Below are 20,518 nucleotides of genomic sequence, written 5' to 3'. Positions count from 1 at the left end.
GCCCCCGTCAGACGATCGGGTCGTGGACGGTGACGAGCTTGGTGCCGTCCGGGAAGGTGGCCTCGACCTGGACGTCGTGGATCATCTCGGGGATGCCGCTCATGACGTCGTCGCGCGTGAGCACCTTGCGCCCCGACGACATGAGTTCGGCGACGGTACGGCCGTCGCGGGCGCCTTCGAGAATGTGGGACGTGATGAGCGCGATCGCCTCGGGGTGATTGAGCCGGAGCCCCCGCGCCCTTCGCTTCTCGGCCACGTCCGCGGCCACATGGATGAGCAGTCTCTCCTGCTCGTGCGGGGTCAGTTGCACGCGTCCCACCTCACAGTCCTCGCTCCGGACCGTGCGGGGTCCGGCTGCCGCGGCCACCGCGACGGATATAGATGTAACACACAGGAAGTACGCTCGATCTTGCGCACCCCGGTTACGAAAACCCCTGGTGGCGTGGCATTGCAGGCTAGTTGGGAGGAGTTTCAACGAGGTTAACCAGCGCTTGACCCCTTCATGACCATCAGCTGGGCTCCCCCATACCTGACACCCGAACCGCCCGCCCCTTCTGGCGGACCCCGACGACCGGACCCGCCCACTCCTTCCGGCGGATCCCGACGACCGGACCCGCCCGCTCCTTCCGGTGGACTCTCGGTCCCGTCAGGCGGGCTTACCCATGCTCATCAGGCCGCGCAGTCCGTCCTGCAGCGCCTCGACCGGAACCTCGTCGAACAAGGCGAGCTGAGCGGCGAATCCCTGAGCCGCGGCGACCATCACCCGCGCGACATGGTCGGCAGGCACGTCGGCGCGCATCATGCCCGCAGCCTGATACCCCTCGACGATCCTCACCCAGGCCACCCGCACCTTCGCGTACCCCTGGTTGAGCACGGTGGCGAGCTCTTCGTTGCGCAGGGTCTCCGCCCACACCTGGACGATCAGACGCGGGAAGTAGGACACCTCGCCCTCCTGGACGCCGGGCCTGCGGGCGAGCACCTGGGACAGCGCGCGGCCGACCAGCTCGTCCGGCGGGGGCGGCGGGGTCTCCTTGGCGGCCGCCTCGAACGTCGCCTGGATCCACTCGAGGACCTCGCCGACGATCGCCCCGATCAGCTCCTCCTTGCCGCGGAAGTAGCGGTAGACCGCTCCGGCGGAGAGGCCGACCTCCTTGAGCACGTCCTGCATCGATGTGGCGTGGAAGCCATTGCGGGCGAAGCAGAGGGCGGCGCCGTCGATGATCTGGCGGCGGCGTGCGTCGAGGTGCTCCTGGGATACGCGGGCCATACCTCCAAAGTAAAACGAACATTCATTCTTGACAAGCGGCCGCACCGGGCGGACAGTGAGGGCATCCCGTAAAACGAACGATCCTTCTCTTTAGGGAAACCCCTTCCGAGACCCCGAATCTCAAGCCTCAAACCCCAAAGCCCCAAGCCCCAAGCCCCAAGCCCCAAGCCCCAAGCCCCAAGGAGCTCAGCTCATGTCCACGCCGGTCACCACCCCGCCTCCGCAGGGCCGCCGCATGGTGGCGGTGGCCATCCTGGTCTCCGCGCTCGTGGCCCTCGCCCTGTGGGCCTTCGCCTGGCCCGCCACCAGGACCGCCCCTCGCGACCTGCCGCTCGGCGTCGCGGGCCCCGCCGCGGCGACGGCTCCCCTCCAGGCCCAACTCAAGGAGAAGGAGGGCGCGTTCGAGGTCCATCGGTACGCCGGTGAAGCAGAGGCCCGCGACGCAATCGAGGACCGGGAGGTGTACGGGGCGGTCGTCGTCACCCCGCAGGGGATGAAGCTCCTGACCGCGACGGCGGCGAGCCCGGTGGTCGCCCAGCTCCTGGAGCAGGCGGTGGCCGGTCAGGCCCCGGAGGGAACCCGGGTGACCACCACCGATGTCGTGTCCGCTCCGGCGGCCGACCCACGGGGAGCCGCCCTCGGCGCCGGCGTCCTGCCGCTCGCCATCGCGGGCGTCGCGGCCGGTGCGATCGTGACGCTGCTCGGCCTGCGCGGCATCCGCGCGGTGGCATCCCTCGTCCTGGCCGCCGCCCTGGTCGGCATGGTCGCCGCCGCCCTGACGCACAGCTGGCTCGGCGTCCTCACGGGCAACTGGTGGGCGGAAGCAGGAGTCCTCGGCCTCTCGACGCTCGCGGTCGGCGCCACCGTCGCCGGGTGCGCCGCGCTGCTCGGTTCCGCGGGCATCGGGGTCGGCGCGCTGGCCATGGTCCTGCTCGGAAACCCCTTCTCCGGCGTGACGTCGGCGCCGCAGCTGCTGCCCGAACCGGTCGGATTCATCGGCCAGTTGCTGCCGCCCGGCGCCGGAGGCACCCTGCTGCGCTCGGTGTCCTTCTTCGACGGAGCGCGCATCACGGCTCCCCTGGTCACCCTCGCCGTCTGGGGCCTGCTCGGCCTGACGGCGGTGCTGCTCGGCACGCTCCGCCGCCGCCCCGCTCCGGCGCACGACGAGGCGCCGGCCGCGAGGGAAGCGGTGCCGGTCGCCTGACCCGGCGGCACACACAGACGGCCGTACGCCTCCGCCGTAGCGGACGGGGGCGTACGGCCTTTTCCACGCGCAACTGCTCTACGGCTACGACGGGTTGGGGCCCCGGTGCTCGGCGGCGATACCGAAACGCTGCCGCTCCCCCGCACCCGACGAGGGGGACGACGTGGAGCGCAGCGACGAGACGGAGCTGACCACCTGCTCCTCGTCCGCTTCCGCGTCCGGCGTTTGTTCGAGGCGTTCCAGGTCGGCGGCGGAGACCAGGGCCACGAGTGGCTTGCCGTGCCGGGTGACGACCACCCGCTCACCGCCGTAGACGACGCGGTTGATCAGCTCGGCGAGCTCTGCGCGGGCTTGCGTCACCGGAATCTCGTAGGCCATGCTTCCCAGCTTAACCGCCGCCCCGTACGGCCATCCGGGCTCGCGCGACAGGGAAGCGTACGGATACGCCGCAGGTCAGAGGGGAGCGGCCGGGGTCATGACGCCGGACTCCCCCGCATGTCACGCGCCGGTTTCCCGGTCGACCGCGTGCTCCGCCTCCTGAAACAGCCGGGGCGCATCGCCTTCCTGCAACCGCCGGGGCGTATCACCGCGTTCGACGTCGTGCTGGGCCAGGAGCGTGAGCAGTTCCGCCACGGCGAGTCCCGAGTCGGCGGGGTGGCGCAGGATCGTGCCCGCTTCGATGCGATACGTGTTGGAGCGGCCCTGGCGCGTATGGGAGAGGTACCCGTCCCCCTCCAGGTCGGCGACGATCTTCTGCACGGCGCGCTCGGTGAGGCGGCAGCGCGCGGCGATGTCCCGGATGCGGGTGGCGGGGTCGTGGGCGATCGCGGCCAGCACACGGGCGTGGTTGGTGAGGAACGTCCACCCGGTGTGTGGTTCAGGTACTGCACCCATCACTCCACGATAGGGCGTTTGATTCAGGCATTCAAAAGGACGAACGACGTTTCCGGTATCCCTTGACGGGTGAGCCTCGTCGGCCCGACGCTGAGTGAGGTGATGACGCACGCTTGCCTACGGAGTGGCCGCCATGACAGACCGTGCACTTCCTGCGCAGCTCGCGCAGGACAGCGAGGCCACCCCCACCGCAGGCCCCACCAGTGACGTCGGGCGGGACTCCTACTCCCGGGCCGAGCAGGAACCCCACTCCCGGGCCGGGCAGGACCCGGACGACGAACTCGTCCAGCTGCGGCGGGCCATGGAGACTCGGCCCGTCATCGACATGGCGCGCGGAGTCCTGATGGCTTCCTTCGGACTGAGCGCCGATGACGCGTGGAGCGTCCTCGTCTCCGTATCGCAGAACACGAACACCAAGCTGCACACCGTGGCCGACGAGCTGATCGGCGCCGTCGCGGGAGGGGAGATCCCACAGTCTTTCCGCCGGGAACTGTCCGCGACGGTCGCCCGCCTCCAGACCCCCTCGCCGGCGTCCGGCACCGACGAGGAATGAGCCCGGCACCACCCGCACGCCTCACCTCGCGCGGCCTCGACGGCCCGCAGCGCCCCGGTTCAGTTCCGCGGCACCGCGGTTCAGTTCTGCAGCGCCGCAAGCCTCAGCGCCATCGGCTCCAACGCGGGCTGGAGCACCGCCTCCGGACCGCTGACCTCCGCCCACCACGCCCCGCCGTCCTCCATGTGCCGCAGCAGCACGCCTTCGCGGATGGCCCAGGGGCAGATGGTGACCGTCTTGACTCCCGTCAGCTTCATCGCCGTATGTCCCACGATCGCTCCGGCCAGGCTCTGCACGGCCCGCGGCGCCGACACTCCGGGCAGCCGGGCGCGCTCGGACGCCGGAAGCGCGGCGAGCCGGTCGCGGCAGGCGCGCAGTTCGGACCGGCTCAGCTGCCGGGTCATGAAGGGGCCGTGGCGGCCGGGCGCCGCGCCCCCGAGCCGCGCCAGTTGCTGGAACGTGCGGGACGTCGCCACGGCGGTGCGCGGCCCCTCCCAGCGGATCCGCGCGGCGACGTCCCGCAGCTGGTGGCGCACCTTGCGCCGCAGCTCCTTGACGCTCTGCTCGCTCGGCGGATCCTCGCCGTCGAAGAACTCACTGGTGAGCCGGCGTGCGCCGAGGGGCAGCGAGGCCACGTAGTCCGGCAGCCGTCCGCGTCCGAAGGCCACTTCGAGCGAGCCGCCGCCGATGTCGAACAGCGCGAGAGGCCCGGCCCGCCAGCCCATCCATCTGCGGGCCCCGAGGAAGGTGAGTTCGGCCTCCACCTCGCCGGGCAGCGTGCACAGCCGTACACCGGTCTCCTCGCCGATCGCGCGCAGCACGTCGAGGCGGTTGGGCGCGCTGCGTACGACCGTCGTCGCGAAGGCCAGCGGTTCGGCCGAGCCCCATCGCCGTGCGGTCGCGGCGGCGGCGGAGACGGCGGACGCGAGCTGCCCCACGGACTCTTCGGGGATCACCCCGCTCTCCCCGACCTGCTCGGAGAGTCTCACCTTCCACTTGGCGGTGTGGACCGGCAAGGGCACACCGCCCTCCGCGTCCACGACAACCAGCCGGATCGCATTGGCGCCCACATCCATCACACTCATTCGCATGTGACTCTGAGTACCCATCAGGCCACGGGGAAGTCAATCTGATTGACCTTCGCAGGGCACGGGAACTCGTGATCCATGACCGTCGACCACTCCTGGGCCCCCGTACTCGAAGCGCTGGCGGAGCACCGCAGGAAGGGCCGCATCTCCTTCACCCCGCCGGGCCACAAGCAGGCCAGGGGCGCCGATCCGCTGGTACGGCAGGTGCTGGGCGACGCCGTCTTCCACGGCGATCTCCTCGCCTCGGGAAGTCTGGACGACCGGCGCTCCCGCGGCCGGGTCCTCGAACGGGCCGAGCGGCTGATGGCCGACGCCGTGCACGCCTCGCACACCTTCTTCTCGACCTGCGGCAGCTCCCTGTCGGTCAAGGCGGCGATACTGTCGGCGGCGGGACCGCACGACAAGCTGCTCATCGGGCGTGACGCGCACAAGTCGGTCGTCTCGGCCCTGATCCTCTCCGGGATCCGCCCGGTCTGGGTCGACCCCTCCTGGGACGCCGAACGGCATCTGGCGCACCCTCCGTCGACCGAGGCCTTCGCGGAGGCGTTCGCCGCCCATCCCGACGCGAGGGGCGCCCTGGTCACCAGCCCCACTCCGTACGGGAGCTGCGCCGACCTGCGGGGCATCGCCGAGGTCTGCCACCGCCGCTCCCTGCCCCTGATCGTGGACGAGGCCTGGGGCGCGCATCTTCCGTTCCACCCCGAACTGCCGTCCTGGGCGATGGACGCGGGCGCCGACATCTGTGTGACGAGCATCCACAAGATGGGCAGCGGCCTGGAGCAGGGTTCCGTCTTCCATCTCCAGGGCGATCTGATCGATCCGACCGTGCTGAAGTCCCGCGCGGACCTCTTCGGCACCACGAGCCCGTCCGTCCTCATCTACGCGGGGCTCGACGGCTGGCGCCGCCAGATGGCCCTGCGGGGCAAGGAACTGATGGGCGGCGCCCTGGCTCTGGCCGCCGACGTCCGGGCGGCGATCGAGGGGATCGACGGACTGCACGTGAACGACCGCGCCGATTTCTGCGGTCCGGCCGCCGACTTCGATCCACTGCCGGTCGTCATCGACGTGAGCGGACTGGGCACGTCGGGCTACCGGGCGGCGGACTGGCTGCGCGAGCACCGCTCGATCGAGGCCCATCTGTCCGACCACCGCCGCATCAGCACCCAGCTCACCCACGCCGACGACCGCGTGAGCACCGACCAGCTCCTGTCCGCGCTGCGGGCCCTGTCCGACACCGCTCCCGCGCTGCGCCCGGTACCGGAGGTCGACGTCCCCTCCCCTGCCGCGCTGCGCCTCACCCAGGTGGAGCTGCCCCGCGACGCCTACTTCGCGACGACCGTGGATGTCCCGTTGGCCGAGGCCGCGGGGCGCGTCGTGGCCGAGATGCTGACGCCGTACCCGCCGGGCATTCCCGCGGCGCTGCCCGGTGAACGCCTCACCGAGCCGGTTCTGCGCTACCTGCGCACGGGAAAGGCGGCCGGGATGAATGTGCCGGACGCGGCGGACCCCGGCCTGGACACCGTGCGCGTGGTGCGGGCACCCGCTCGCCCACCGGCGGGCGGGGCTGCTTAGTCCCTCGGCAGCAGGGGGCCCAGCGGTCCGAGGTCCAGGTTCAGATCCTCGGGCTTGAGGCCGTACCGTTCGCGCAGTTCGGTCATGCGGTCGTCCAGGAGCATCAGGGTCAGGCCGATGCGCTCCTCCTGGTCCTCGTCGAGCTCCCCGGTGTCGAACCGGCGCACGGCCTGGCGCTCCATGAGCTGACGCAGCAATTCCACGACGGTCAGGACGAGTTTGATCAGGTCGCGTTCCACCGTGTCCGGTTCGAGTTCGAGCCGGTTCTTCTTTCCCGCCGCCCGCTCGCTCATGATCCGCTCATCTGGCGTCTGCTCGCCCGCCGCCCGCTCGCTCACAGCAACTCCTCGAAGGGGGAGGGTACTTGCTCGTTCACCGAGCTGATCAGGGCGTTCAGGTCGATACGGACGAGATCGACGTCTGCGATGCGCAAGGTGAGGTCGCCGGTGATGACGACCCCGCCCGCGAGCAACCGGTCGAGCAGGTCGACCAGGGCGACCTCCCTGCGTTCGACGACTGTCACGGTCCCGCCTCTCCCGCCGCGCCGTCCGCGGCGTCGTCACCGTCGCCCTCCAAGCCCGCGAAGGAGTAGGCGGCCCACGGCCCGGTGAGTTCCACGCGCAGGACGGACTCCTCGCCCTTGACTCCTTCCACCAGTTCCGCGAAGGCCTCCGACTCCGAACGCGGCACCAGATAGGACGCGTTGAGCACGTTGCGGCCCGATTGCTTGGAGAGCGCGGAGTTCTGGGGCGGGTGCAGCCGCGCGTCCTCCGCGTTCTCGCAGAGCAGGCCGTGCAGCCGGTGCGCGAACTTCTCGGCGCTCTCCCACATCTCTTCGTGGGCCCTGTTGCGCCGGCGCCGCTGGCGCAGGTAGTCCCGGCCGCTAGCCGCCTTCTCCGGCTCCTGTGCGGGGCCGGCGGGCTCCGCTTCGACATGGATCTTGACGCCCCATTCCACCCGGCCGTCGAGCCGGTCGAGCGTCCGCCTGAAGGAGTTCTCCCGCTCCTCCATCATCGCGCGCACCCCCGCGTCGTCCCGGAACACGGTGGCGAGCCGCAGCGGCAGCGGCGTGGTGACCGCGGTGAGCGCGTCGATCACGGCCTGGTGGGCGCGTGCCGTCGCGCTCAGCCAGTCCAGGTCCTCCAGATGGCGCCGGAGCGGCTCCTCGGCGAAATCCTGTTCCGGCACCGTGCCGACCACGGCGATCAGGCCGTGGTGCGACAGCTGACCGGGGGGCGCACCGTCCACCCCGGTCACCTGCGCCTGGAGCGCGGCGTCGAAGGGACGGCAGATGGCGTAGACGTACCGCAGTCCGCTCATGTGCTTTCCTCCGCCTTGCTCTGCTCCGTCTTGCTGTGCGCCGTCTTGCTCTGTTCCGCCTTGCTCTGCTTGGCCTTGCCTGGCTCTGTGCTGCTCCGCTCGCTCTTGCCACGCTCCACCGCGCGCCGCTCGGTCGCGCCTTGCTCCAGTTCGGCGACCTGAGCACGCAACTCGGCGTTCTCACGCGCCAGTTCATTGCGACGCGCGCCGGAGGACAGCGCCGGGTCGTCCTCCCACCAGTCGATCCCCATCTCCTTCGCCTTGTCGACGGAGGCGACGATGAGCCGCAGCTTGATGGTCAGGAGTTCTATGTCGAGCAGGTTGATCCGGATGTCCCCGGCGATCACGACACCCTTGTCGAGCACGCGCTCCAGGATGTCGGCGAGGTTCGCACCGCCGCCCTGCCCATACGGTTCGGGCATCCGGCTGGGCATCGTCATCGGCGACTCCCGCTCGCCGCGGGCTCTTCGTCGTACTTGGCGTCCTCTTCCTCTTCGCCCTCGCCTACGTCCTCGTCGTACTTGGCCTCTTCCTCGCCCTCGTCCTCCTCGTACTCGTAGGAGTCCTCGGGCTGCTGCTCCTCGCCCTCGTCTTCCTCGTCCTCGTAGGACTCTTCGGGCTGTTCCTCGTCCTCGTGCTCTTCGTCCTCGTAGGACTCCTCGGGCTGTTCCTCGCCCTCGTGCTCTTCGTCCTCGTACTCGTCGTCGGCGACGTCCTGCGGTTCGCCCTCCTGCTCGCTCTGCTCTTCCTCGCTCTGCTCCTCTTCGAGGGCGTCCTCATGGCTGCGGACGACCTCGCCGTCGCGGATCTCACCGCGCCAGCCGTCATCCGCCTCGCCCTTGATGGTGATGAACCGCGAGAAGTTCTTCAGGTCGAGCCGGGCCCTGCGGCCCTGCGCGCGCCAGATGTTGCCGGTCTTCTCGAAGAGTCCCTTGGGGTAGTACTCCAGGACCAGCAGCACGCGCGTGAGGTTCGGCGCCAGCGAGTGGAAGGAGACGACGCCCTTCGTCGTGCCCTTCGCGCCCTCCGAGGTCCAGGCGACCCGGTCGTCCGCCACCTGCTCGGTGGTGTGGGCCTTCCAGCTCCGGTTGGACCAGAAGATCTTGGCCTGCCAGTCGGAGGTGGTGTCGTCGGCGCGGTTCGCGCTCTTGACGCCCTTGGCGAAGGTGCTGAAGTCCTGGTACTGGGTCCACTGGTCGTACGCCGTGCGCAGCGGCACACCGACGTCGATGAACTCCATGATGACCGTGGGCTTCTTGCCCGCCCCGCCCTTCTTGCGGCCCTTGCCGCCGGTCAGGTTCTTGAAGGCGCCGACCACGTTGTCCTTGGCCCGGCCCGCGCCGACCTCGATGGCGGAGCGCAGCGGCCCCTTGCCCTCGGCCATCTTGCGTCCGCCGTCGAGGGCCAGTTTGGCGAAGCCCGGGCTGTTGCCCTCGGCGATGTCGTTGAGCTTGTTCGTCGTCGCGCCGAGCTTGTGGCCCACTCCGGTCAGGAGCCGCTGGGCCTGGGCCCCGAGGTAGTCCTGCACCTCCGACTTGAGCCGGTCGGCGGCCTCGCTCTGGGCGAGGCCGGTGAGCGGATTCTCCTTCGCCCCGTCCTTCGCGGACTTCAGGGTGTCACTCATCACGACCGCCCTCCTTCGGCAACCGGGCTCCCGTGGTGCGGCGCGCGGAGGTCTTCGCCGCGGCCCTGGCCGGAGCCTTCTTCGCCGTCTTCTTCGCAGGGCTCTTCTGCGCCGACTTCTGGGGCGCCGGTTTCCTGGCGGGGCTCTTCTTGGCCGCCGCCTTCTTGGGGGCGGGCTTGCGCTCGGGGGCCCGCTTCCTGGGCCGGGGCTTCTCCTCGGGCTCCGAATCCGCCTCGGCGGACTCTTCGCCTTCCCGGTCGTCCCGGTCGCCTCGGTTCTGCCGGTCGTCCCGGCCCCGGTCGCGTTCGTCGTCGTACTCCGCGTCCGCATCGGCTGCGTCGTCAGCGTCGTCCTCGCGGCCGCGTCCCGGTATGTCCGGTGTCACGCCCGCGAGTTGGTCGCGCACATCCGCCGTACGTCCGTGCAGCCGGTCGGCGAGACCCGAGATCTGCCGCTCGAGCAGCGCGCCGGTGGCGGCCTTGCCGACTCCTTGCAGGTCGCCGCGCAGCTGGTCGCCGATCTCCTTGAACTGCGGGTTGTTCTGCAGCTGCTGGGAGAGCAGGTCACCGATGGCGCGCGGGCTGAGGTTCATCCGCTTGCCGGCCACCATCGTGCCGACCGCGAACGCCAGTTTCATCTTCTTCGTACGTCCGAGGACGTATCCGGCCCCTACGGCGAGGCCCATGCCAAGTCGATTCATCGTGTGGTCCCGTTGTCGGTTCCCGCACCGGGGTGCAGGCCTGTTTCCAGGCGGTCGAGCAACTCGTCCTCCTGGCGGTCGAATTCCTCCTCGCTGATCTCGCCCGACTCCAACTGCTGCTCAAGCTGGGCGAGTTCGGCGCGGACGGTGGCCGGGTCGTAGTAGAGGCGCTCCGCCTCGGCGAGTACCTGGTTCACCGCCCAGAAGCTGCCGCGCACGGGTGCGAACGGAAGCATCAGCACTTCGCCGATCAGTCCCATGACGCCTACTCCCGGCCTGTCTGCGAGCCCATTGCCTCCGGAGCGGCACCCGCGGGCTCGGAGGGTCCGGGCTCGACGAAGCTGTAGGGCGGCAGCGGGCCGTTCATGCGCAGTTCGATGTGCGGGTGCCCCTTGCGGGCCTCCTCGACGGCGGCGAGGAACACCTCGGCCGAGTCGCGCTCCACCAGGAACGACAGGTTGGCGAGCCATCCCGTGGATTCGGGGCCCACGCTGACGGCGAACGCCGCCGGTTCCAGGATGCGGTGCAGTTCCACCGCGTCCTCGGCCTCGCGGCCCTGGAGGGCGGTCACGACCATTTCGCCGAGCTGCAGCTTCTGCTCGTAACTGCCGCCGCCCGCCTGCCGGTTGGCCTCGGCCAGGGCCTGCACCTCGGGGTTGTCTGCCATCACGCGATGCAGGGCGGCCTGCTCGTCGTGGCTGGCCTTGACGTTGTACTCGACCTTGCCCTCCAGCGTGGCGAGCCGTTCGCGGTAGTGCTCGGCGCGTTCCGCGAGCACGCCCGTGACGGCCGCGTCGTCGGGGGCGACGTTGCCGAACCGCATGGGAAGGACCGGTCCGGCGGCGCCCGCCTCGCTCAGCACGTTCTGGTGGGCGAGGAGGTCGTTGCGCTTGGGGCGCAGTCCCTCGGGCGCGTCGCTGACGATGGCCGCCAGGTCGCCTTCCTCGAGGATGCGTACGAGGCGCGCGGGCTTTCCCACGCCTTCCATGCCCTCGGGGAGCGAGGGGTGAGAACTGGCGGTGATGCCATAGACGTACGTGCTCATTCCTGCTCCTCCTTCCGGCGCGCGGACGTGCTCTTGCGTGCGCGCGGACGGGACTCGGACTGGCCCTCTTCGCGGGACTGCTTGAACGCGTCCGAGATGGTCTCGGCGGCGCCGGACAGAGCGCCCTTGGACTTGCCGCGCGCACCGGACTCGGTCATCTCGCCGACCAGGTCGGGGAGGCCCGGATCCTTCTTCTGGCCCGACTCCAGGTCGAGGCGGTTGCACGCCTCGGCGAAGCGCAGATAGGTGTCGACGCTGGCGACGACGACACGTACGTCGATCTTCAGGATCTCGATGCCGACGAGCGAGACACGCACGAAGGCGTCGATGACGAGGCCGCGGTCGAGGACGAGCTCCAGGACGTCGTACAGGCCACTGGAGCCGCCCGATCCGCCGGTTTGCTGTGCAGGAACTACGGTCATGCCGACCGGCCCTCCTTGTCTGGGAAGTCTGGGGAATGAACTGCGGAATCCCGCGCGCAGGGCGATGTGCTCCCGGAGGCTCTACCGGCCGCCGCCCTTCTGGGAGTCGGCGCGACCGCGTTCGTAGCGGCGGGTGCGCCGGTAGCCGAGGAGCTCGCCCTGCGGGTCGCACTCCACCTGGTAGCTCGCGAGGAGACTCATCGTGTCCGGCACCCTGGTGAGTTCCAGGACCTCGATCTCCAACGTCCAGCCGTCTTCGGTCTGCGAGAAGGACGACACGGACTCGGTCGTCATACCGGTGAGCTCGGCGAGCTGGGTGCGCGCCGTGCGCAGCACTTCCATCGGGCCAGGACGGCGTTTCGCCCTGCTGTTGTCCGCGTGTTCGGTGGGTTCGGTGGGTTCGGTTGAATTCTTCGAGGATGAGTTCGCGTTCGAATGCGACGGTGCCTTTGAGTTCGACCGCGGTGAACTCGTCCTCTTCCTTGCTGGATCTGACGATGTGTTCAATATGGCCACCTCGCCTTCACGAGTGGCCCGTAATCCGTTGGCCAAACATCCACATCGAGGCGGCTCGACTCACCGTCCGGGGCGGTGCGGCACATCAGGATCCAGGCCCTTCGAACGCGTCGCGTCCACGGTCGGCGGCGACACCGGACGCTCCGGTACGACCGGCGTGGACCCGGGTGCGGAAGCCGTGGAGGGCGTGTCGACGGAAGGACCGCCGACGGAGGGGCGGTCGACGGAGGGGCGGGCCGCTTCACGCAGCAGATACGCCACGACGCCGAGCACCACCGCGGTGATCAGCGCGGCCGCCCAGCCCGGCAGGCCGAGTGCGAGCGCGAGGCCGAAGGCGAGCGCGAGCGCGGCGCCCGCGTAGAGACCGGCGGCGCCCGCCCCCGCGTACAGCGCGGCCTTGCGCCGCTGTTTTCGTGTCTGCTCTCTCAGTTCGTCGCGCAGTTGGTCGCGCAGTTCTTCGCGTACGGCCTGGCGGGCGGCACGCGTCAGCTCATCGACGATGTTCTTGTCCAGATGCTCCAAACGATTCATGGCGCCCGAGTACCCGGCCGTCCGGACGCGTAACGCCGGGCTCCGGCCGCCGCTCCCCGTGGCGGGTGGCTTGTTCGAAGGCGTGACCGATCTGCAGAACGTGTAGATCGGCACGGTGCGGCCCGACGATCTGCAGCCCGACCGGCAGCCCCGCCGGGGTGAACCCGGCGGGCACCGAGAGCGCCGGACTGCCGGTCGCGGACACCAGATACGCCGAGCGCATCCACTCCAGATAGTCGGTCATCGCCACCCCGCCGACCGTGTCCGGATATTCCGATTCGACGGGGAACGGTACGACTTGACTGGTGGGCAGAATCAGGGCGTCGTACCGCTCGAAGAACTCCCGCACCCGGTGGAACAGCTGGCCGTGCAGCACGGTGGCGCGCTCCAGGTCGATGCCGGTGAGTGCGCGCCCCTGTTGTACGTTCCGCACCAGGCTGGGTTTGATCCGGTCGGCCGCTGTCCGCGTGAGCGCACCGAGCGCCAGATGGAACTGCCAGGCACGGAAGGTCCGGAACACCTCGTCGGCGCCGGAGAGATCCGGGCACGCCTCCTCGACCGTGCACCCGAGACCGGCGAAGGCCGTGACCGCGGGCGCGAGCACATCGGTGACCTCGCGGTCGACCGGCACCGCTCCTCCCAGGTCCGGCGACCAGGCGATCCGCAGTCCCGTCAGATCGCGTTCCAGCGACCCGGCGAACGCACTCCCCGGCGTCTCCAGGGAGATCGGCGAACGCGGGTCGGGACCGGCGACGACGGAGAGCAGCAGGGCCGCGTCGGCGACGTTTCGCGCCATCGGCCCCTGCACGGCCATCGTCGACCACGGGGTGGCGTCCGGCCAGGTCGGCACCCGGCCCGGCGAGGGGCGCAGCCCCACCACGTTGCAGAACGAGGCGGGGTTGCGCAGCGAACCGCCCATGTCGCTGCCGTCCGCCAGGGGATGCATGCCGCATGCGAGCGCGGCCGCCGCTCCCCCGCTGCTGCCGCCCGCCGACCGCGTGAGGTCGTAGGGGTTGCGGGTGGCGCCGAAGACCGGGTTGACGGTGTGCGAACCGGCCGCGAACTCGGGCACGTTGGTCTTGCCGATGGTGATCGCGCCGGCGCCGCGGATCCGCTCGACGATGAGCTCGTCGCGGTCCGGAACGTTGTCGGCCAGGAGCGGGGTCCCGTAGGTGGTGCGGATGCCGCGGGTGTCGTGCGTGTCCTTATGGGCGACGGGCAGGCCGTGCAGCGGACCGAGCGGTGCGCCGCGCACCGTTCGCTCGTCGGCGGCGCGCGCCTCGTCGAGCGCGCGCTCGGCCGTGAGGGTCACCACGGCGTTCACGGCGCCGTTGACCTGCTCGATCCGGTCCAGGTGCGCCTGGACGACTTCACGCGCGGAGAGTTCGCGGGCCCGGATCGCCGCGGCGAGTTCACGGGCGGTGAGGTGAACCAGACCGCCACCGGCGTCGGCGGTCCGGCGGGCGTCGGGGGCTTGGTGGACTTCCGGGTTCATACGGCGCTTTCGGCTCGGGGCGACTGACGGCGGACGACCGGCAGCGGGCGACCGGCGGCCGACGACTGACGACCGGCCGCCGGGTGCGCGACGAGCCGGAGTATGCCCATGCCGCCGCACCCGTCATCCGGCCCCGCGCACCGTCGCCCCGGCTTTCAGCGGGCGGCTGAAACACGGCACGTCTGTTGACTCCGGCGGGATCACCGGAACATGCTCCTCCCCACGACGTTACGTACGTCCTGTACATTTTTTACAGAAGCCTTGGGGAGCAGCCAACCCCCGGCAGAGGAGAGACGTGCCATGAACCGACCGTTCAACCGCTATGTCCTGCCCGAGTTCACCGAACGCACCAGTACGGGGCAGCGGACCCTCGACCCCTACTCGAAGCTCCTGGAGGAGCGCATCGTCTTTCTCGGCACACCGATCGACGACACCTCGGCCAACGACGTGATGGCGCAGTTCATGCACCTCGAATATCTGGCGCCCGACCGCGACATCGCGCTCTACATCAACTCCCCCGGCGGCTCGTTCAGCGCCATGACGGCGATCTACGACACGATCCAGTTCGTCAGCTGTGACGTGGAGACGACCTGCCTGGGCCAGGCCGCGTCGGCGGCCGCCGTCCTGCTGGCCGCGGGCACCCCCGGCAAGCGGTTCGCGCTGCCCGGCGCCCGGGTGCTGATCCATCAGCCCTCGATCGCCGAGCCGATCCACGGCCAGACGAGCGACTTGGCGATCCAGGCAGACGAACTCCTGCGTACCCGCAGCCAGTTGGAGGCGCTGCTCGTCCGGCACACGGGCCAAAGCCCGCAGCGCATCGCCGCCGACATCGAGCGCGACAAGATCCTCAGCGCCCCCGAGGCGGTCGAGTACGGCCTGGTGGACCGGATCATCGCGAGCCGCAAGTCATCCCTCGACACCGCGAATCTCGACACCCCGGACGCGAGGTGACCCGCCGGTGCTGCCGCCCGAACTCCCTCCATTGCCCGCACTCACTCGCGCCGAGGGCGAGTTGATCGACCGGTATCTCGAAGTGGTCGACCTGGTGGGCCGGATCAACCCCGCACGCGCCACGGACACCTACGGCGGATTGCGCGCCGCCCAGGCCCTGGTCGGCAGCGCGACGGCCCTGCGGGACGCCCTGACGCTCATGCACCAGCGGGGGCGAAAGTGCCGTGCACGCACCGACGCTGGCCAGAGCGCTGCGTGTCCTCGACGGAGAGCGGCGGGCCGGACGGGTCACCGTGCCGCCTCCGCAGGTGCCCTGAGCCTCCGTCACCCCGCCCCTGAAGTCCGCACCGTCCGGGCCCACTTCCAAACGAACCAAACGGGCTACCTCGTTCGGCGTAGACAATTGTCGTCTTTCGGGCCGCCTTCGGTTGCGTCAGATGCGTACGCGTGGGCCGGAATTCTTCGTTCCGGTGCTGGTCGAACGATCGTCGGACCCCTCGGGCCGATTCCGAATCCCACCCTGTCCACCCGAACGGTTCAGTCGTGAGGATGTTCACAAAACGCCGTTTCGGCTCGGAATTCGACCACTTGACGGGTCAAGATCCCTTCCGACGACAAGCCCCCGCCACAGCGGCGGGGCGGTCCGGGCGGACGCCGAGTCCTGCCGCCGCCCGGATGACCGGTCGACATCGGTGCATCGGCAGGAGTGGAGGACCCAAGCAAGACGGGTCGTCGGTCCGGAAGGTCCGGACGCCGACCCTTGGGGTGAAGCCGCACACCGCGGCCGGGCAACTTCGCCAGCCCGAATCCGACAGGTCATCCTTCACAGGCGGCTGACGAAGGGTTGCGCATGACCGCGCTGAATCATGTTCCGTCGCTGCTCACCAGGGCCGGTTCGGTATCCGCCCTCACGCTCGCCGTCGTAGGCGGCACGCTCGCGGCGCCGGGACTCACGCCGGAAGCAGAGGCCGCGACGCACGCGACCAAAGCGCTCAAGATCGCTGCCTCGAAGAAGGGCTCCCCGTACCGCTACGGAGCGACGGGGCCGTCCCGGTTCGACTGCTCGGGCCTGACCCTCTACTCGTTCAAGCGCGCGGGCAAGAAGCTGCCGCGTACGGCCGCACAGCAGTACAACAAGACCCGTCACATCTCCGCGTCCAAGCGCGTCCGCGGCGACCTGGTCTTCTTCCACTCCGGCCGGAACGTCTACCACGTCGGCATCTACGCCGGTAAGGGCCGGATCTGGCACGCCCCGAAGTCGAACACCGTGGTGCGGCTCGAGAAGATCTGGACGAAGAGCGTCTGGTACGGCAGGGTGCGCTGATCACCCGGCACTGATCGTCTGCCCGTCGGGCGGTGGCGGCGGCTTCCCCGCCACCGCCCGACCGGCCCCCGCGAGCCCCCTGACCGGCGCGCCCGCCAGGCGTGGAGAGCGTCGACGCGGATACTCGTGCGCCATGGCCGGAAACAACAGCTCCACCGCCCGGGACGAGCCACCGCGCGACGACCGGGACAAGCAGCCGCGCAACGAAACGCGCTTCGAGCGGGCCGACCGCAACTTCTCGGAGATCCTCCAGGAACTGCGCGTGACGCAGGCCGGCGTGCAGATCCTCTTCGCGTTCCTGTTGACGCTCGCCTTCACCGAGCGCTTCCCGTCGCTCGACACGATGCAGCGCGCCACGTACGTCAGCACGCTCCTCCTGGCCGTCCTCGCCGCGGCGCTGTTCACCGCGCCGGCCGCCGTGCACAGGTCGCTGTTCGGGCGGCAGGCCAAGCCGCGGATCGTACGGGTGTCGTCCCGCCTCGCCGGCCTCGGCCTGGTGGTCCTGGTGTTCGCGATCGCCGGTGCGGTGCTCCTGGTCGTCGACGTGGCGGTCGGCAGAACCGGCGGCATCATCGCGAGCGCGGGCACGCTCGTGGTGTGCTCGGGCCTGTGGGGCCTGCTCCCCCTCCTCGTGCGCCGCGCGGCGGACAGGGACAAGGAGTCGGACGCGCCCGACGACGTCAGGCGAGCAGAGCCTCGGTGAGGAGCACCAGGCCGAGGACGCTGAGCGCGCCGCCCGTGCCGCCCTCGATCGCGCGAACCGCCCGCGGCCGGCGCAGCCGGTGCCCGAGCCGGTCGACCAGGAGCGCGACGGTCGGGAACCACACCAGGGCCAGGGCCACGATGACGGACGCGAGCAGCAGTGTCCTGGGCATCGCGGACGTGCCCGCGGGCACGAACTGGGGCAGCACGCTGAGGAAGGTGACGGGCGCCTTCGGGTTGAGGGCGTTGGTCAGGAAGCCCTGACGCAGGCTGCCCCCGACCGCCGGCCGCTCCTCACGGCCCCCGTCACCCTCGCCATGGCCGCCCCCGCCACGGCCGTCCCCGTCCCCGCGGCCCTCCCCGGCGTTCGCGCCGAAGTCCCGGAGCGGCCGCGCCGCCGACCGCAGCGCCCGGTAGCCGAGGTAGAGCAGATAGCCCCCGCCCGCCACCTGCAGCGCCCGGAAGAGCGTGGGAACCGCCGCCAGGACCGCCGCGACCCCCGCCACCGCGAGGGCCGTGTGCACCACGAGCCCGCCCGCGACACCGACCGCGCAGGCGACCCCGGCACGGCGGGAAGCCAGCGCGTTGCGCACCACGACGGCGAAGTCGGCGCCCGGCATGGCGACCATGCCCGCGGCGACTCCGGTGAAAGCGACCAGTTGAGCGTCCATGCCACCCAGCCTGCCGTTCTTCTGCCTTCAGCAGGTATGTGCAATATCCTGGGGTCTGCCTTAAGCAGGCGTTTAGCCCCACGCCGGCGGACAGCGCCACACGGCACCACCGCCCGCCGGCTCCTGCACCGGGAGAGCCCATGTACGACCCGACGCGGCTCGCCGCACTGGTGGCGGTCTCCGAGGCCGGGTCGATCACCCGCGCCGCCGAGCGCCTCGGCTACACCGTGCCCGCCCTCTCCCAGCAGCTGGCCAAGCTCGAACGCGAGGCGGGCACCCCGCTCCTGGTCCGGCATCACCGCGGGGCACGGCTGACCGGCGCGGGCGAACTGCTGCTCGCCCGGGCGCGCCGGGTCCTCGCCGAGATGGAGCAGGCCCGGCACGAACTGGCCCGGCTTGCGGGCCTGTCCGGCGGCAGGCTGAGCGTGGGCACCTTCACCAGCGCCGGCATCCATCTGGTGCCGCCCGCGCTGACCGCGTTCCGCCGCGCCCACCCGGACATCGACCTGACGGTGCGGGGCTATGAACCGCCGCTCGGTGTCGCGGCCGTGGCGGCGGGCGAGGTCGATCTGGCGCTCACGCACACGTACGAACCGATGGACCCGGTGCCGCTGCCCGCGTCCGTGACCGCGGAGCCGGTACTGGTCGAGGAGCTCGTCCTGGTGACCGCGCCCGGCCACGCGCTGGCGAGCGCCTCCTCCCGGCTGCCCCTGGGCGAGCTGGCCGGTCACCCGCTGATCAGCATGGCGCCCGCGCATCCGCCCCGGCAGGGCGTGGAGTCCTCCCTCGTCCGGGCCGGGGCGACGCCCTCGGTCCTGGTGGAGACCCCGAACTACGCGCTGGTGTGCGCCCTTGTCAGTTCCGGGCTCGGCATCGCCGTCGTGCCGGAGATGGTGGCGCGGACGGCGGTGACGCCGGTGGGGGTGCGGTCCCTCGAGCCGGGGAACCTGCGCCGTACGATCTCGGTCGTCCACCGCACCGATGAGCCGCATCCCGCGGCGGACACCTTCCGGGCGCTGCTGAGGGGAGCCTTCGGGCGCTCAGCGGGGTGAGCGCCAGCCCGAGGGGGCCGCCGCTTCGCCGCGGACCGGCGCGGTCCAGGGCAGCGCGATCCAGACGGTCTTGCCGCCCTCGGGGGTGGGAGTGACCGACAGACGGCCGCCGCACTCCATGGTGAGCCAGCGGATGATCACCAGGCCGCGGCCGTTGTCCTGCTGGACGGCCGCGGGCAGGCGCTTGGGGTAGCGGGGATGGCTGTCGGTGACGCCGATGCGCAGCTGCTCCTCCCGGTCGAGTTCGACGTCCACGGTGAAGGTGGGCGACTGGCCGCGGGTGTGCTGGACGGCGTTCGTGGCGAGTTCGGAGACGATGAGCCGGATCGTGTCGGCCACTTCCGTGTCGTCCGGCAGGCCCCACTCCGCGAGGACGTTCGAGACGTACTTCCGGGCCGCGGAGACCGAGGCAGGATCGCTCGGCAGGGTGACGGATGCTTCCTGAAGGTCTGCCATGGCGACGTGTCCCTTTCCCACCGGGGCTCGGCTCCGACTCGTAGCGGAAGGCACGAGAACAGTCCCGGAATGGTGCTTTGCGCCAGCCTGCCACTCCCGGGCCCCTCACAGGTGGTCATCCATCAAGATGTGCATATATCTGTCGCTCGAAGCGGTGAACTCTGCTACGGAAGACCGTATTTGGGCGTGGGGCCGTCGCTTCCTCTACTGTCGCCGGTGAGAGGCCGTCGGAGGCCGGACAAGCGCCTCCGCCGGGAAGGAGAAGGACATGCGCTACGGTCCCGCGGTGCGCCGCCGGAAACTCGGTGCCGAGCTGCGCGAGCTGCGCACGAAGGCCGGGCTCACCAGTGGCCAGGCGGCCGATCGGGTCGGCTGGCATCAGTCGAAGGTCAGCCGGATCGAGACGGGGCGTAGCGGGGCCAAGGCCGCCGACGTACGCCTGCTGCTTGAGGCGTACGAGGCGAAAGACCCCCATCTGCGCCAGTTGCTGGTCGCGTTGGCGGGCTCGGAGGAGGACGGCGGGCGCGGCCACTGGTGGCATGCCTACCGTGACCTGCTGCCGCCCGCCTACCGCGACTTCATCAGCCTGGAGTCGCAGGCCCGCCAGGTCCGCACGCTGGAGACCAGCGTCGTGCCCGGCCTGCTCCAGACCCCGGACTACGCGCGTGCGGTGACGCGCGCGGCGCTCGACGGGCTGCCGGACGAGCAGGTGAACGCCCTGGTCGACGTCCGTCTTGCCCGCCAGGACGTGCTGCGCGCCGCTCCGCCGCTGCACCTGAGCGTGATTCTCGACGAGGCGGTGCTGCACCGGCAGGTGGGTGGACACGAGGTGCTCGACGGCCAGTTGAAACGGTTACTGGAGGCCGCACAACTGCCCCACGTGCGCCTTCAGGTGCTGCCGTTCGCCGCGGGCGAGCACGTTGGCCTCATTGGATCTTTCGTTATTTTTTCGTTTCCGAACATTTCTGATCTGGATGTGGTTGTTCTCGACCACTTGACGAGTAGCCTCTACCTCGAACGGAAAGAAGACCTCCATGCGTACGCGGAGGCCTTCACATCTCTTCAGGCAAAGGCACTTTCACCCGAGGAATCAACGGATCACATCGCCGGGATACGTGACGGCGCTTAAGG

27 protein-coding genes, 1 pseudogene and 1 riboswitch are annotated in these 20,518 nt (G+C 70.3%); of the genes and pseudogenes, 9 read left to right on the top strand and 19 right to left on the bottom strand.

What is annotated here, in order from left to right:
* Window positions 1–7: 7 nt before the first annotated feature.
* Both ABZ906_RS30760 and ABZ906_RS30755 read right to left on the bottom strand, forming a co-directional pair.
* A complete protein-coding gene (locus ABZ906_RS30760) occupies window positions 8–310 on the bottom strand; it encodes an urease subunit gamma (protein ID WP_190078901.1) in 303 nt (100 codons plus the stop codon).
* Window positions 311–646: 336 nt separating this feature from the next.
* Window positions 647–1,267, bottom strand: coding sequence for a TetR/AcrR family transcriptional regulator (locus ABZ906_RS30755; RefSeq protein WP_361388225.1), 621 nt, complete (start codon window positions 1,265–1,267; stop codon window positions 647–649).
* Window positions 1,268–1,460: 193 nt separating this feature from the next.
* Here ABZ906_RS30755 and ABZ906_RS30750 point away from each other — a divergent pair, with 193 nt between their 5' ends.
* Entirely contained in the window at window positions 1,461–2,471 is a 1,011-nt protein-coding gene (locus tag ABZ906_RS30750; RefSeq protein WP_361388222.1) for an ABC transporter permease, read from the top strand.
* 84 nt (window positions 2,472–2,555) lie between these two features.
* Here the strand turns inward: ABZ906_RS30750 and ABZ906_RS30745 are convergent, their stop codons facing one another.
* Window positions 2,556–2,849 (bottom strand): type II toxin-antitoxin system Phd/YefM family antitoxin, encoded by a 294-nt coding sequence (locus tag ABZ906_RS30745; protein WP_361184835.1) that lies wholly within the window; start codon window positions 2,847–2,849, stop codon window positions 2,556–2,558.
* A 120-nt stretch (window positions 2,850–2,969) separates the two neighbouring features.
* Window positions 2,970–3,365, bottom strand: a complete 396-nt coding sequence (locus ABZ906_RS30740; RefSeq protein WP_361388219.1) for a helix-turn-helix domain-containing protein — start codon at window positions 3,363–3,365, stop codon at window positions 2,970–2,972.
* 133 nt (window positions 3,366–3,498) lie between these two features.
* Between ABZ906_RS30740 and ABZ906_RS30735 the strand changes: the two genes are divergently transcribed.
* Window positions 3,499–3,918 (top strand): ANTAR domain-containing protein, encoded by a 420-nt coding sequence (locus ABZ906_RS30735; protein ID WP_361388216.1) that lies wholly within the window; start codon window positions 3,499–3,501, stop codon window positions 3,916–3,918.
* A gap of 80 nt (window positions 3,919–3,998) precedes the next feature.
* Here ABZ906_RS30735 and ABZ906_RS30730 read toward each other — a convergent pair whose 3' ends face one another.
* On the bottom strand, window positions 3,999–5,009 hold the full coding sequence (locus ABZ906_RS30730) for a Ppx/GppA family phosphatase (protein WP_361388213.1): 1,011 nt from the start codon (window positions 5,007–5,009) through the stop codon (window positions 3,999–4,001).
* Window positions 5,010–5,084: 75 nt separating this feature from the next.
* On the opposite strand from ABZ906_RS30730, the gene ABZ906_RS30725 reads away from it, so the two are divergent.
* The gene (locus ABZ906_RS30725) at window positions 5,085–6,578 is read left to right on the top strand and encodes an ornithine decarboxylase (RefSeq protein WP_361388210.1); all 1,494 of its coding nucleotides are present in this window, start codon (window positions 5,085–5,087) and stop codon (window positions 6,576–6,578) included.
* On the opposite strand, the gene ABZ906_RS30720 is transcribed toward ABZ906_RS30725, so the two are convergent.
* From ABZ906_RS30720 to ABZ906_RS30665, 12 genes are all read right to left on the bottom strand, one after another.
* Window positions 6,575–6,871: a gas vesicle protein K gene (locus tag ABZ906_RS30720; RefSeq protein WP_361184848.1), complete on the bottom strand. Its 297-nt coding sequence runs from the start codon at window positions 6,869–6,871 to the stop codon at window positions 6,575–6,577. The genes ABZ906_RS30725 and ABZ906_RS30720 overlap by 4 nt on opposite strands.
* 41 nt (window positions 6,872–6,912) lie before the next feature.
* Window positions 6,913–7,101, bottom strand: coding sequence for a gas vesicle protein (locus tag ABZ906_RS30715; protein ID WP_160509195.1), 189 nt, complete (start codon window positions 7,099–7,101; stop codon window positions 6,913–6,915).
* Window positions 7,098–7,898, bottom strand: coding sequence for a GvpL/GvpF family gas vesicle protein (locus tag ABZ906_RS30710; protein ID WP_361388207.1), 801 nt, complete (start codon window positions 7,896–7,898; stop codon window positions 7,098–7,100). The genes ABZ906_RS30715 and ABZ906_RS30710 overlap by 4 nt, the downstream gene beginning before the upstream one ends.
* Window positions 7,895–8,338, bottom strand: a complete 444-nt coding sequence (locus ABZ906_RS30705; RefSeq protein WP_361388204.1) for a gas vesicle protein — start codon at window positions 8,336–8,338, stop codon at window positions 7,895–7,897. Before ABZ906_RS30705 ends, ABZ906_RS30710 begins: the two co-directional genes overlap by 4 nt.
* Window positions 8,335–9,522 (bottom strand): SRPBCC family protein, encoded by a 1,188-nt coding sequence (locus ABZ906_RS30700; protein ID WP_361388201.1) that lies wholly within the window; start codon window positions 9,520–9,522, stop codon window positions 8,335–8,337. Before ABZ906_RS30700 ends, ABZ906_RS30705 begins: the two co-directional genes overlap by 4 nt.
* The gene (locus ABZ906_RS30695) at window positions 9,515–10,222 is read right to left on the bottom strand and encodes a DNA primase (RefSeq protein WP_361388198.1); all 708 of its coding nucleotides are present in this window, start codon (window positions 10,220–10,222) and stop codon (window positions 9,515–9,517) included. The genes ABZ906_RS30700 and ABZ906_RS30695 overlap by 8 nt, the downstream gene beginning before the upstream one ends.
* Window positions 10,219–10,482, bottom strand: coding sequence for a gas vesicle protein GvpG (locus ABZ906_RS30690; protein WP_361184860.1), 264 nt, complete (start codon window positions 10,480–10,482; stop codon window positions 10,219–10,221). Before ABZ906_RS30690 ends, ABZ906_RS30695 begins: the two co-directional genes overlap by 4 nt.
* Window positions 10,483–10,487: 5 nt before the next feature.
* Window positions 10,488–11,267, bottom strand: coding sequence for a GvpL/GvpF family gas vesicle protein (locus ABZ906_RS30685; protein WP_361388195.1), 780 nt, complete (start codon window positions 11,265–11,267; stop codon window positions 10,488–10,490).
* A complete protein-coding gene (locus ABZ906_RS30680) occupies window positions 11,264–11,689 on the bottom strand; it encodes a gas vesicle structural protein GvpA (RefSeq protein ID WP_361184865.1) in 426 nt (141 codons plus the stop codon). The genes ABZ906_RS30685 and ABZ906_RS30680 overlap by 4 nt, the downstream gene beginning before the upstream one ends.
* 81 nt (window positions 11,690–11,770) lie before the next feature.
* Window positions 11,771–12,205, bottom strand: coding sequence for a gas vesicle protein (locus ABZ906_RS30675; RefSeq protein ID WP_361184868.1), 435 nt, complete (start codon window positions 12,203–12,205; stop codon window positions 11,771–11,773).
* Between the two features lie 60 nt (window positions 12,206–12,265).
* Window positions 12,266–12,736 carry a phage holin family protein gene (locus ABZ906_RS30670; RefSeq protein WP_361388192.1) on the bottom strand — a complete coding sequence of 157 codons (471 nt, stop codon included), beginning with the start codon at window positions 12,734–12,736 and terminating at the stop codon, window positions 12,266–12,268.
* Entirely contained in the window at window positions 12,696–14,231 is a 1,536-nt protein-coding gene (locus ABZ906_RS30665) for an amidase (protein WP_361388189.1), read from the bottom strand. The genes ABZ906_RS30670 and ABZ906_RS30665 overlap by 41 nt, the downstream gene beginning before the upstream one ends.
* Window positions 14,232–14,531: 300 nt before the next feature.
* Here ABZ906_RS30665 and ABZ906_RS30660 point away from each other — a divergent pair, with 300 nt between their 5' ends.
* From ABZ906_RS30660 to ABZ906_RS30645, 4 genes and pseudogenes are all read left to right on the top strand, one after another.
* Window positions 14,532–15,182 (top strand): ATP-dependent Clp protease proteolytic subunit, encoded by a 651-nt coding sequence (locus tag ABZ906_RS30660; protein ID WP_361388186.1) that lies wholly within the window; start codon window positions 14,532–14,534, stop codon window positions 15,180–15,182.
* A 7-nt stretch (window positions 15,183–15,189) separates the two neighbouring features.
* A pseudogene (locus tag ABZ906_RS30655) lies at window positions 15,190–15,499 on the top strand (hypothetical protein).
* 354 nt (window positions 15,500–15,853) lie between these two features.
* Window positions 15,854–16,029, top strand: a riboswitch (cyclic di-AMP (ydaO/yuaA leader).
* A gap of 3 nt (window positions 16,030–16,032) precedes the next feature.
* Window positions 16,033–16,506, top strand: coding sequence for a C40 family peptidase (locus ABZ906_RS30650; protein WP_361184878.1), 474 nt, complete (start codon window positions 16,033–16,035; stop codon window positions 16,504–16,506).
* A 133-nt stretch (window positions 16,507–16,639) separates the two neighbouring features.
* Window positions 16,640–17,209, top strand: a complete 570-nt coding sequence (locus ABZ906_RS30645; protein WP_361184881.1) for a DUF6328 family protein — start codon at window positions 16,640–16,642, stop codon at window positions 17,207–17,209.
* Here ABZ906_RS30645 and ABZ906_RS30640 read toward each other — a convergent pair.
* On the bottom strand, window positions 17,187–17,879 hold the full coding sequence (locus ABZ906_RS30640; protein ID WP_361388183.1) for a LysE family translocator: 693 nt from the start codon (window positions 17,877–17,879) through the stop codon (window positions 17,187–17,189). The genes ABZ906_RS30645 and ABZ906_RS30640 overlap by 23 nt on opposite strands.
* A gap of 140 nt (window positions 17,880–18,019) precedes the next feature.
* Between ABZ906_RS30640 and ABZ906_RS30635 the strand changes: the two genes are divergently transcribed.
* The gene (locus ABZ906_RS30635) at window positions 18,020–18,931 is read left to right on the top strand and encodes a LysR family transcriptional regulator (protein WP_361388180.1); all 912 of its coding nucleotides are present in this window, start codon (window positions 18,020–18,022) and stop codon (window positions 18,929–18,931) included.
* On the opposite strand, the gene ABZ906_RS30630 is transcribed toward ABZ906_RS30635, so the two are convergent.
* Window positions 18,920–19,387 (bottom strand): ATP-binding protein, encoded by a 468-nt coding sequence (locus ABZ906_RS30630; RefSeq protein ID WP_361184887.1) that lies wholly within the window; start codon window positions 19,385–19,387, stop codon window positions 18,920–18,922. The genes ABZ906_RS30635 and ABZ906_RS30630 overlap by 12 nt on opposite strands.
* A gap of 268 nt (window positions 19,388–19,655) precedes the next feature.
* Here ABZ906_RS30630 and ABZ906_RS30625 point away from each other — a divergent pair, with 268 nt between their 5' ends.
* Entirely contained in the window at window positions 19,656–20,516 is an 861-nt protein-coding gene (locus ABZ906_RS30625) for a helix-turn-helix transcriptional regulator (RefSeq protein ID WP_361184889.1), read from the top strand.
* Window positions 20,517–20,518: the final 2 nt, after the last annotated feature.

Origin of the sequence: Streptomyces sp. NPDC046925, from assembly GCF_040644915.1 — a bacterium.
Classification (GTDB): Bacteria; Actinomycetota; Actinomycetes; order Streptomycetales; family Streptomycetaceae; genus Streptomyces.
Note: the sequence above shows the minus strand (reverse complement) of the source record. Positions and strands in the feature narration are given on the sequence as shown.

Excerpts from the sequence above, each read along its gene's own strand:
- ABZ906_RS30690 (WP_361184860.1), bottom strand. The coding sequence starts at position 10,482 with ATGGGACTGATCGGCGAAGTGCTGATGCTTCCGTTCGCACCCGTGCGC.
- ABZ906_RS30670 (WP_361388192.1), bottom strand. The coding sequence starts at position 12,736 with ATGAATCGTTTGGAGCATCTGGACAAGAACATCGTCGATGAGCTGACG.
- ABZ906_RS30700 (WP_361388201.1), bottom strand. The coding sequence starts at position 9,522 with ATGAGTGACACCCTGAAGTCCGCGAAGGACGGGGCGAAGGAGAATCCG.
- ABZ906_RS30625 (WP_361184889.1), top strand. The coding sequence starts at position 19,656 with ATGCGCTACGGTCCCGCGGTGCGCCGCCGGAAACTCGGTGCCGAGCTG.
- ABZ906_RS30685 (WP_361388195.1), bottom strand. The coding sequence starts at position 11,267 with ATGAGCACGTACGTCTATGGCATCACCGCCAGTTCTCACCCCTCGCTC.
- ABZ906_RS30695 (WP_361388198.1), bottom strand. The coding sequence starts at position 10,222 with ATGAATCGACTTGGCATGGGCCTCGCCGTAGGGGCCGGATACGTCCTC.
- ABZ906_RS30665 (WP_361388189.1), bottom strand. The coding sequence starts at position 14,231 with ATGAACCCGGAAGTCCACCAAGCCCCCGACGCCCGCCGGACCGCCGAC.
- ABZ906_RS30740 (WP_361388219.1), bottom strand. The coding sequence starts at position 3,365 with ATGGGTGCAGTACCTGAACCACACACCGGGTGGACGTTCCTCACCAAC.
- ABZ906_RS30660 (WP_361388186.1), top strand. The coding sequence starts at position 14,532 with ATGAACCGACCGTTCAACCGCTATGTCCTGCCCGAGTTCACCGAACGC.
- ABZ906_RS30735 (WP_361388216.1), top strand. The coding sequence starts at position 3,499 with ATGACAGACCGTGCACTTCCTGCGCAGCTCGCGCAGGACAGCGAGGCC.
- ABZ906_RS30645 (WP_361184881.1), top strand. The coding sequence starts at position 16,640 with ATGGCCGGAAACAACAGCTCCACCGCCCGGGACGAGCCACCGCGCGAC.
- ABZ906_RS30630 (WP_361184887.1), bottom strand. The coding sequence starts at position 19,387 with ATGGCAGACCTTCAGGAAGCATCCGTCACCCTGCCGAGCGATCCTGCC.
- ABZ906_RS30680 (WP_361184865.1), bottom strand. The coding sequence starts at position 11,689 with ATGACCGTAGTTCCTGCACAGCAAACCGGCGGATCGGGCGGCTCCAGT.
- ABZ906_RS30755 (WP_361388225.1), bottom strand. The coding sequence starts at position 1,267 with ATGGCCCGCGTATCCCAGGAGCACCTCGACGCACGCCGCCGCCAGATC.
- ABZ906_RS30635 (WP_361388180.1), top strand. The coding sequence starts at position 18,020 with ATGTACGACCCGACGCGGCTCGCCGCACTGGTGGCGGTCTCCGAGGCC.
- ABZ906_RS30745 (WP_361184835.1), bottom strand. The coding sequence starts at position 2,849 with ATGGCCTACGAGATTCCGGTGACGCAAGCCCGCGCAGAGCTCGCCGAG.
- ABZ906_RS30720 (WP_361184848.1), bottom strand. The coding sequence starts at position 6,871 with ATGAGCGAGCGGGCGGCGGGAAAGAAGAACCGGCTCGAACTCGAACCG.
- ABZ906_RS30725 (WP_361388210.1), top strand. The coding sequence starts at position 5,085 with ATGACCGTCGACCACTCCTGGGCCCCCGTACTCGAAGCGCTGGCGGAG.
- ABZ906_RS30750 (WP_361388222.1), top strand. The coding sequence starts at position 1,461 with ATGTCCACGCCGGTCACCACCCCGCCTCCGCAGGGCCGCCGCATGGTG.
- ABZ906_RS30710 (WP_361388207.1), bottom strand. The coding sequence starts at position 7,898 with ATGAGCGGACTGCGGTACGTCTACGCCATCTGCCGTCCCTTCGACGCC.
- ABZ906_RS30705 (WP_361388204.1), bottom strand. The coding sequence starts at position 8,338 with ATGACGATGCCCAGCCGGATGCCCGAACCGTATGGGCAGGGCGGCGGT.
- ABZ906_RS30730 (WP_361388213.1), bottom strand. The coding sequence starts at position 5,009 with ATGCGAATGAGTGTGATGGATGTGGGCGCCAATGCGATCCGGCTGGTT.
- ABZ906_RS30650 (WP_361184878.1), top strand. The coding sequence starts at position 16,033 with ATGACCGCGCTGAATCATGTTCCGTCGCTGCTCACCAGGGCCGGTTCG.
- ABZ906_RS30640 (WP_361388183.1), bottom strand. The coding sequence starts at position 17,879 with ATGGACGCTCAACTGGTCGCTTTCACCGGAGTCGCCGCGGGCATGGTC.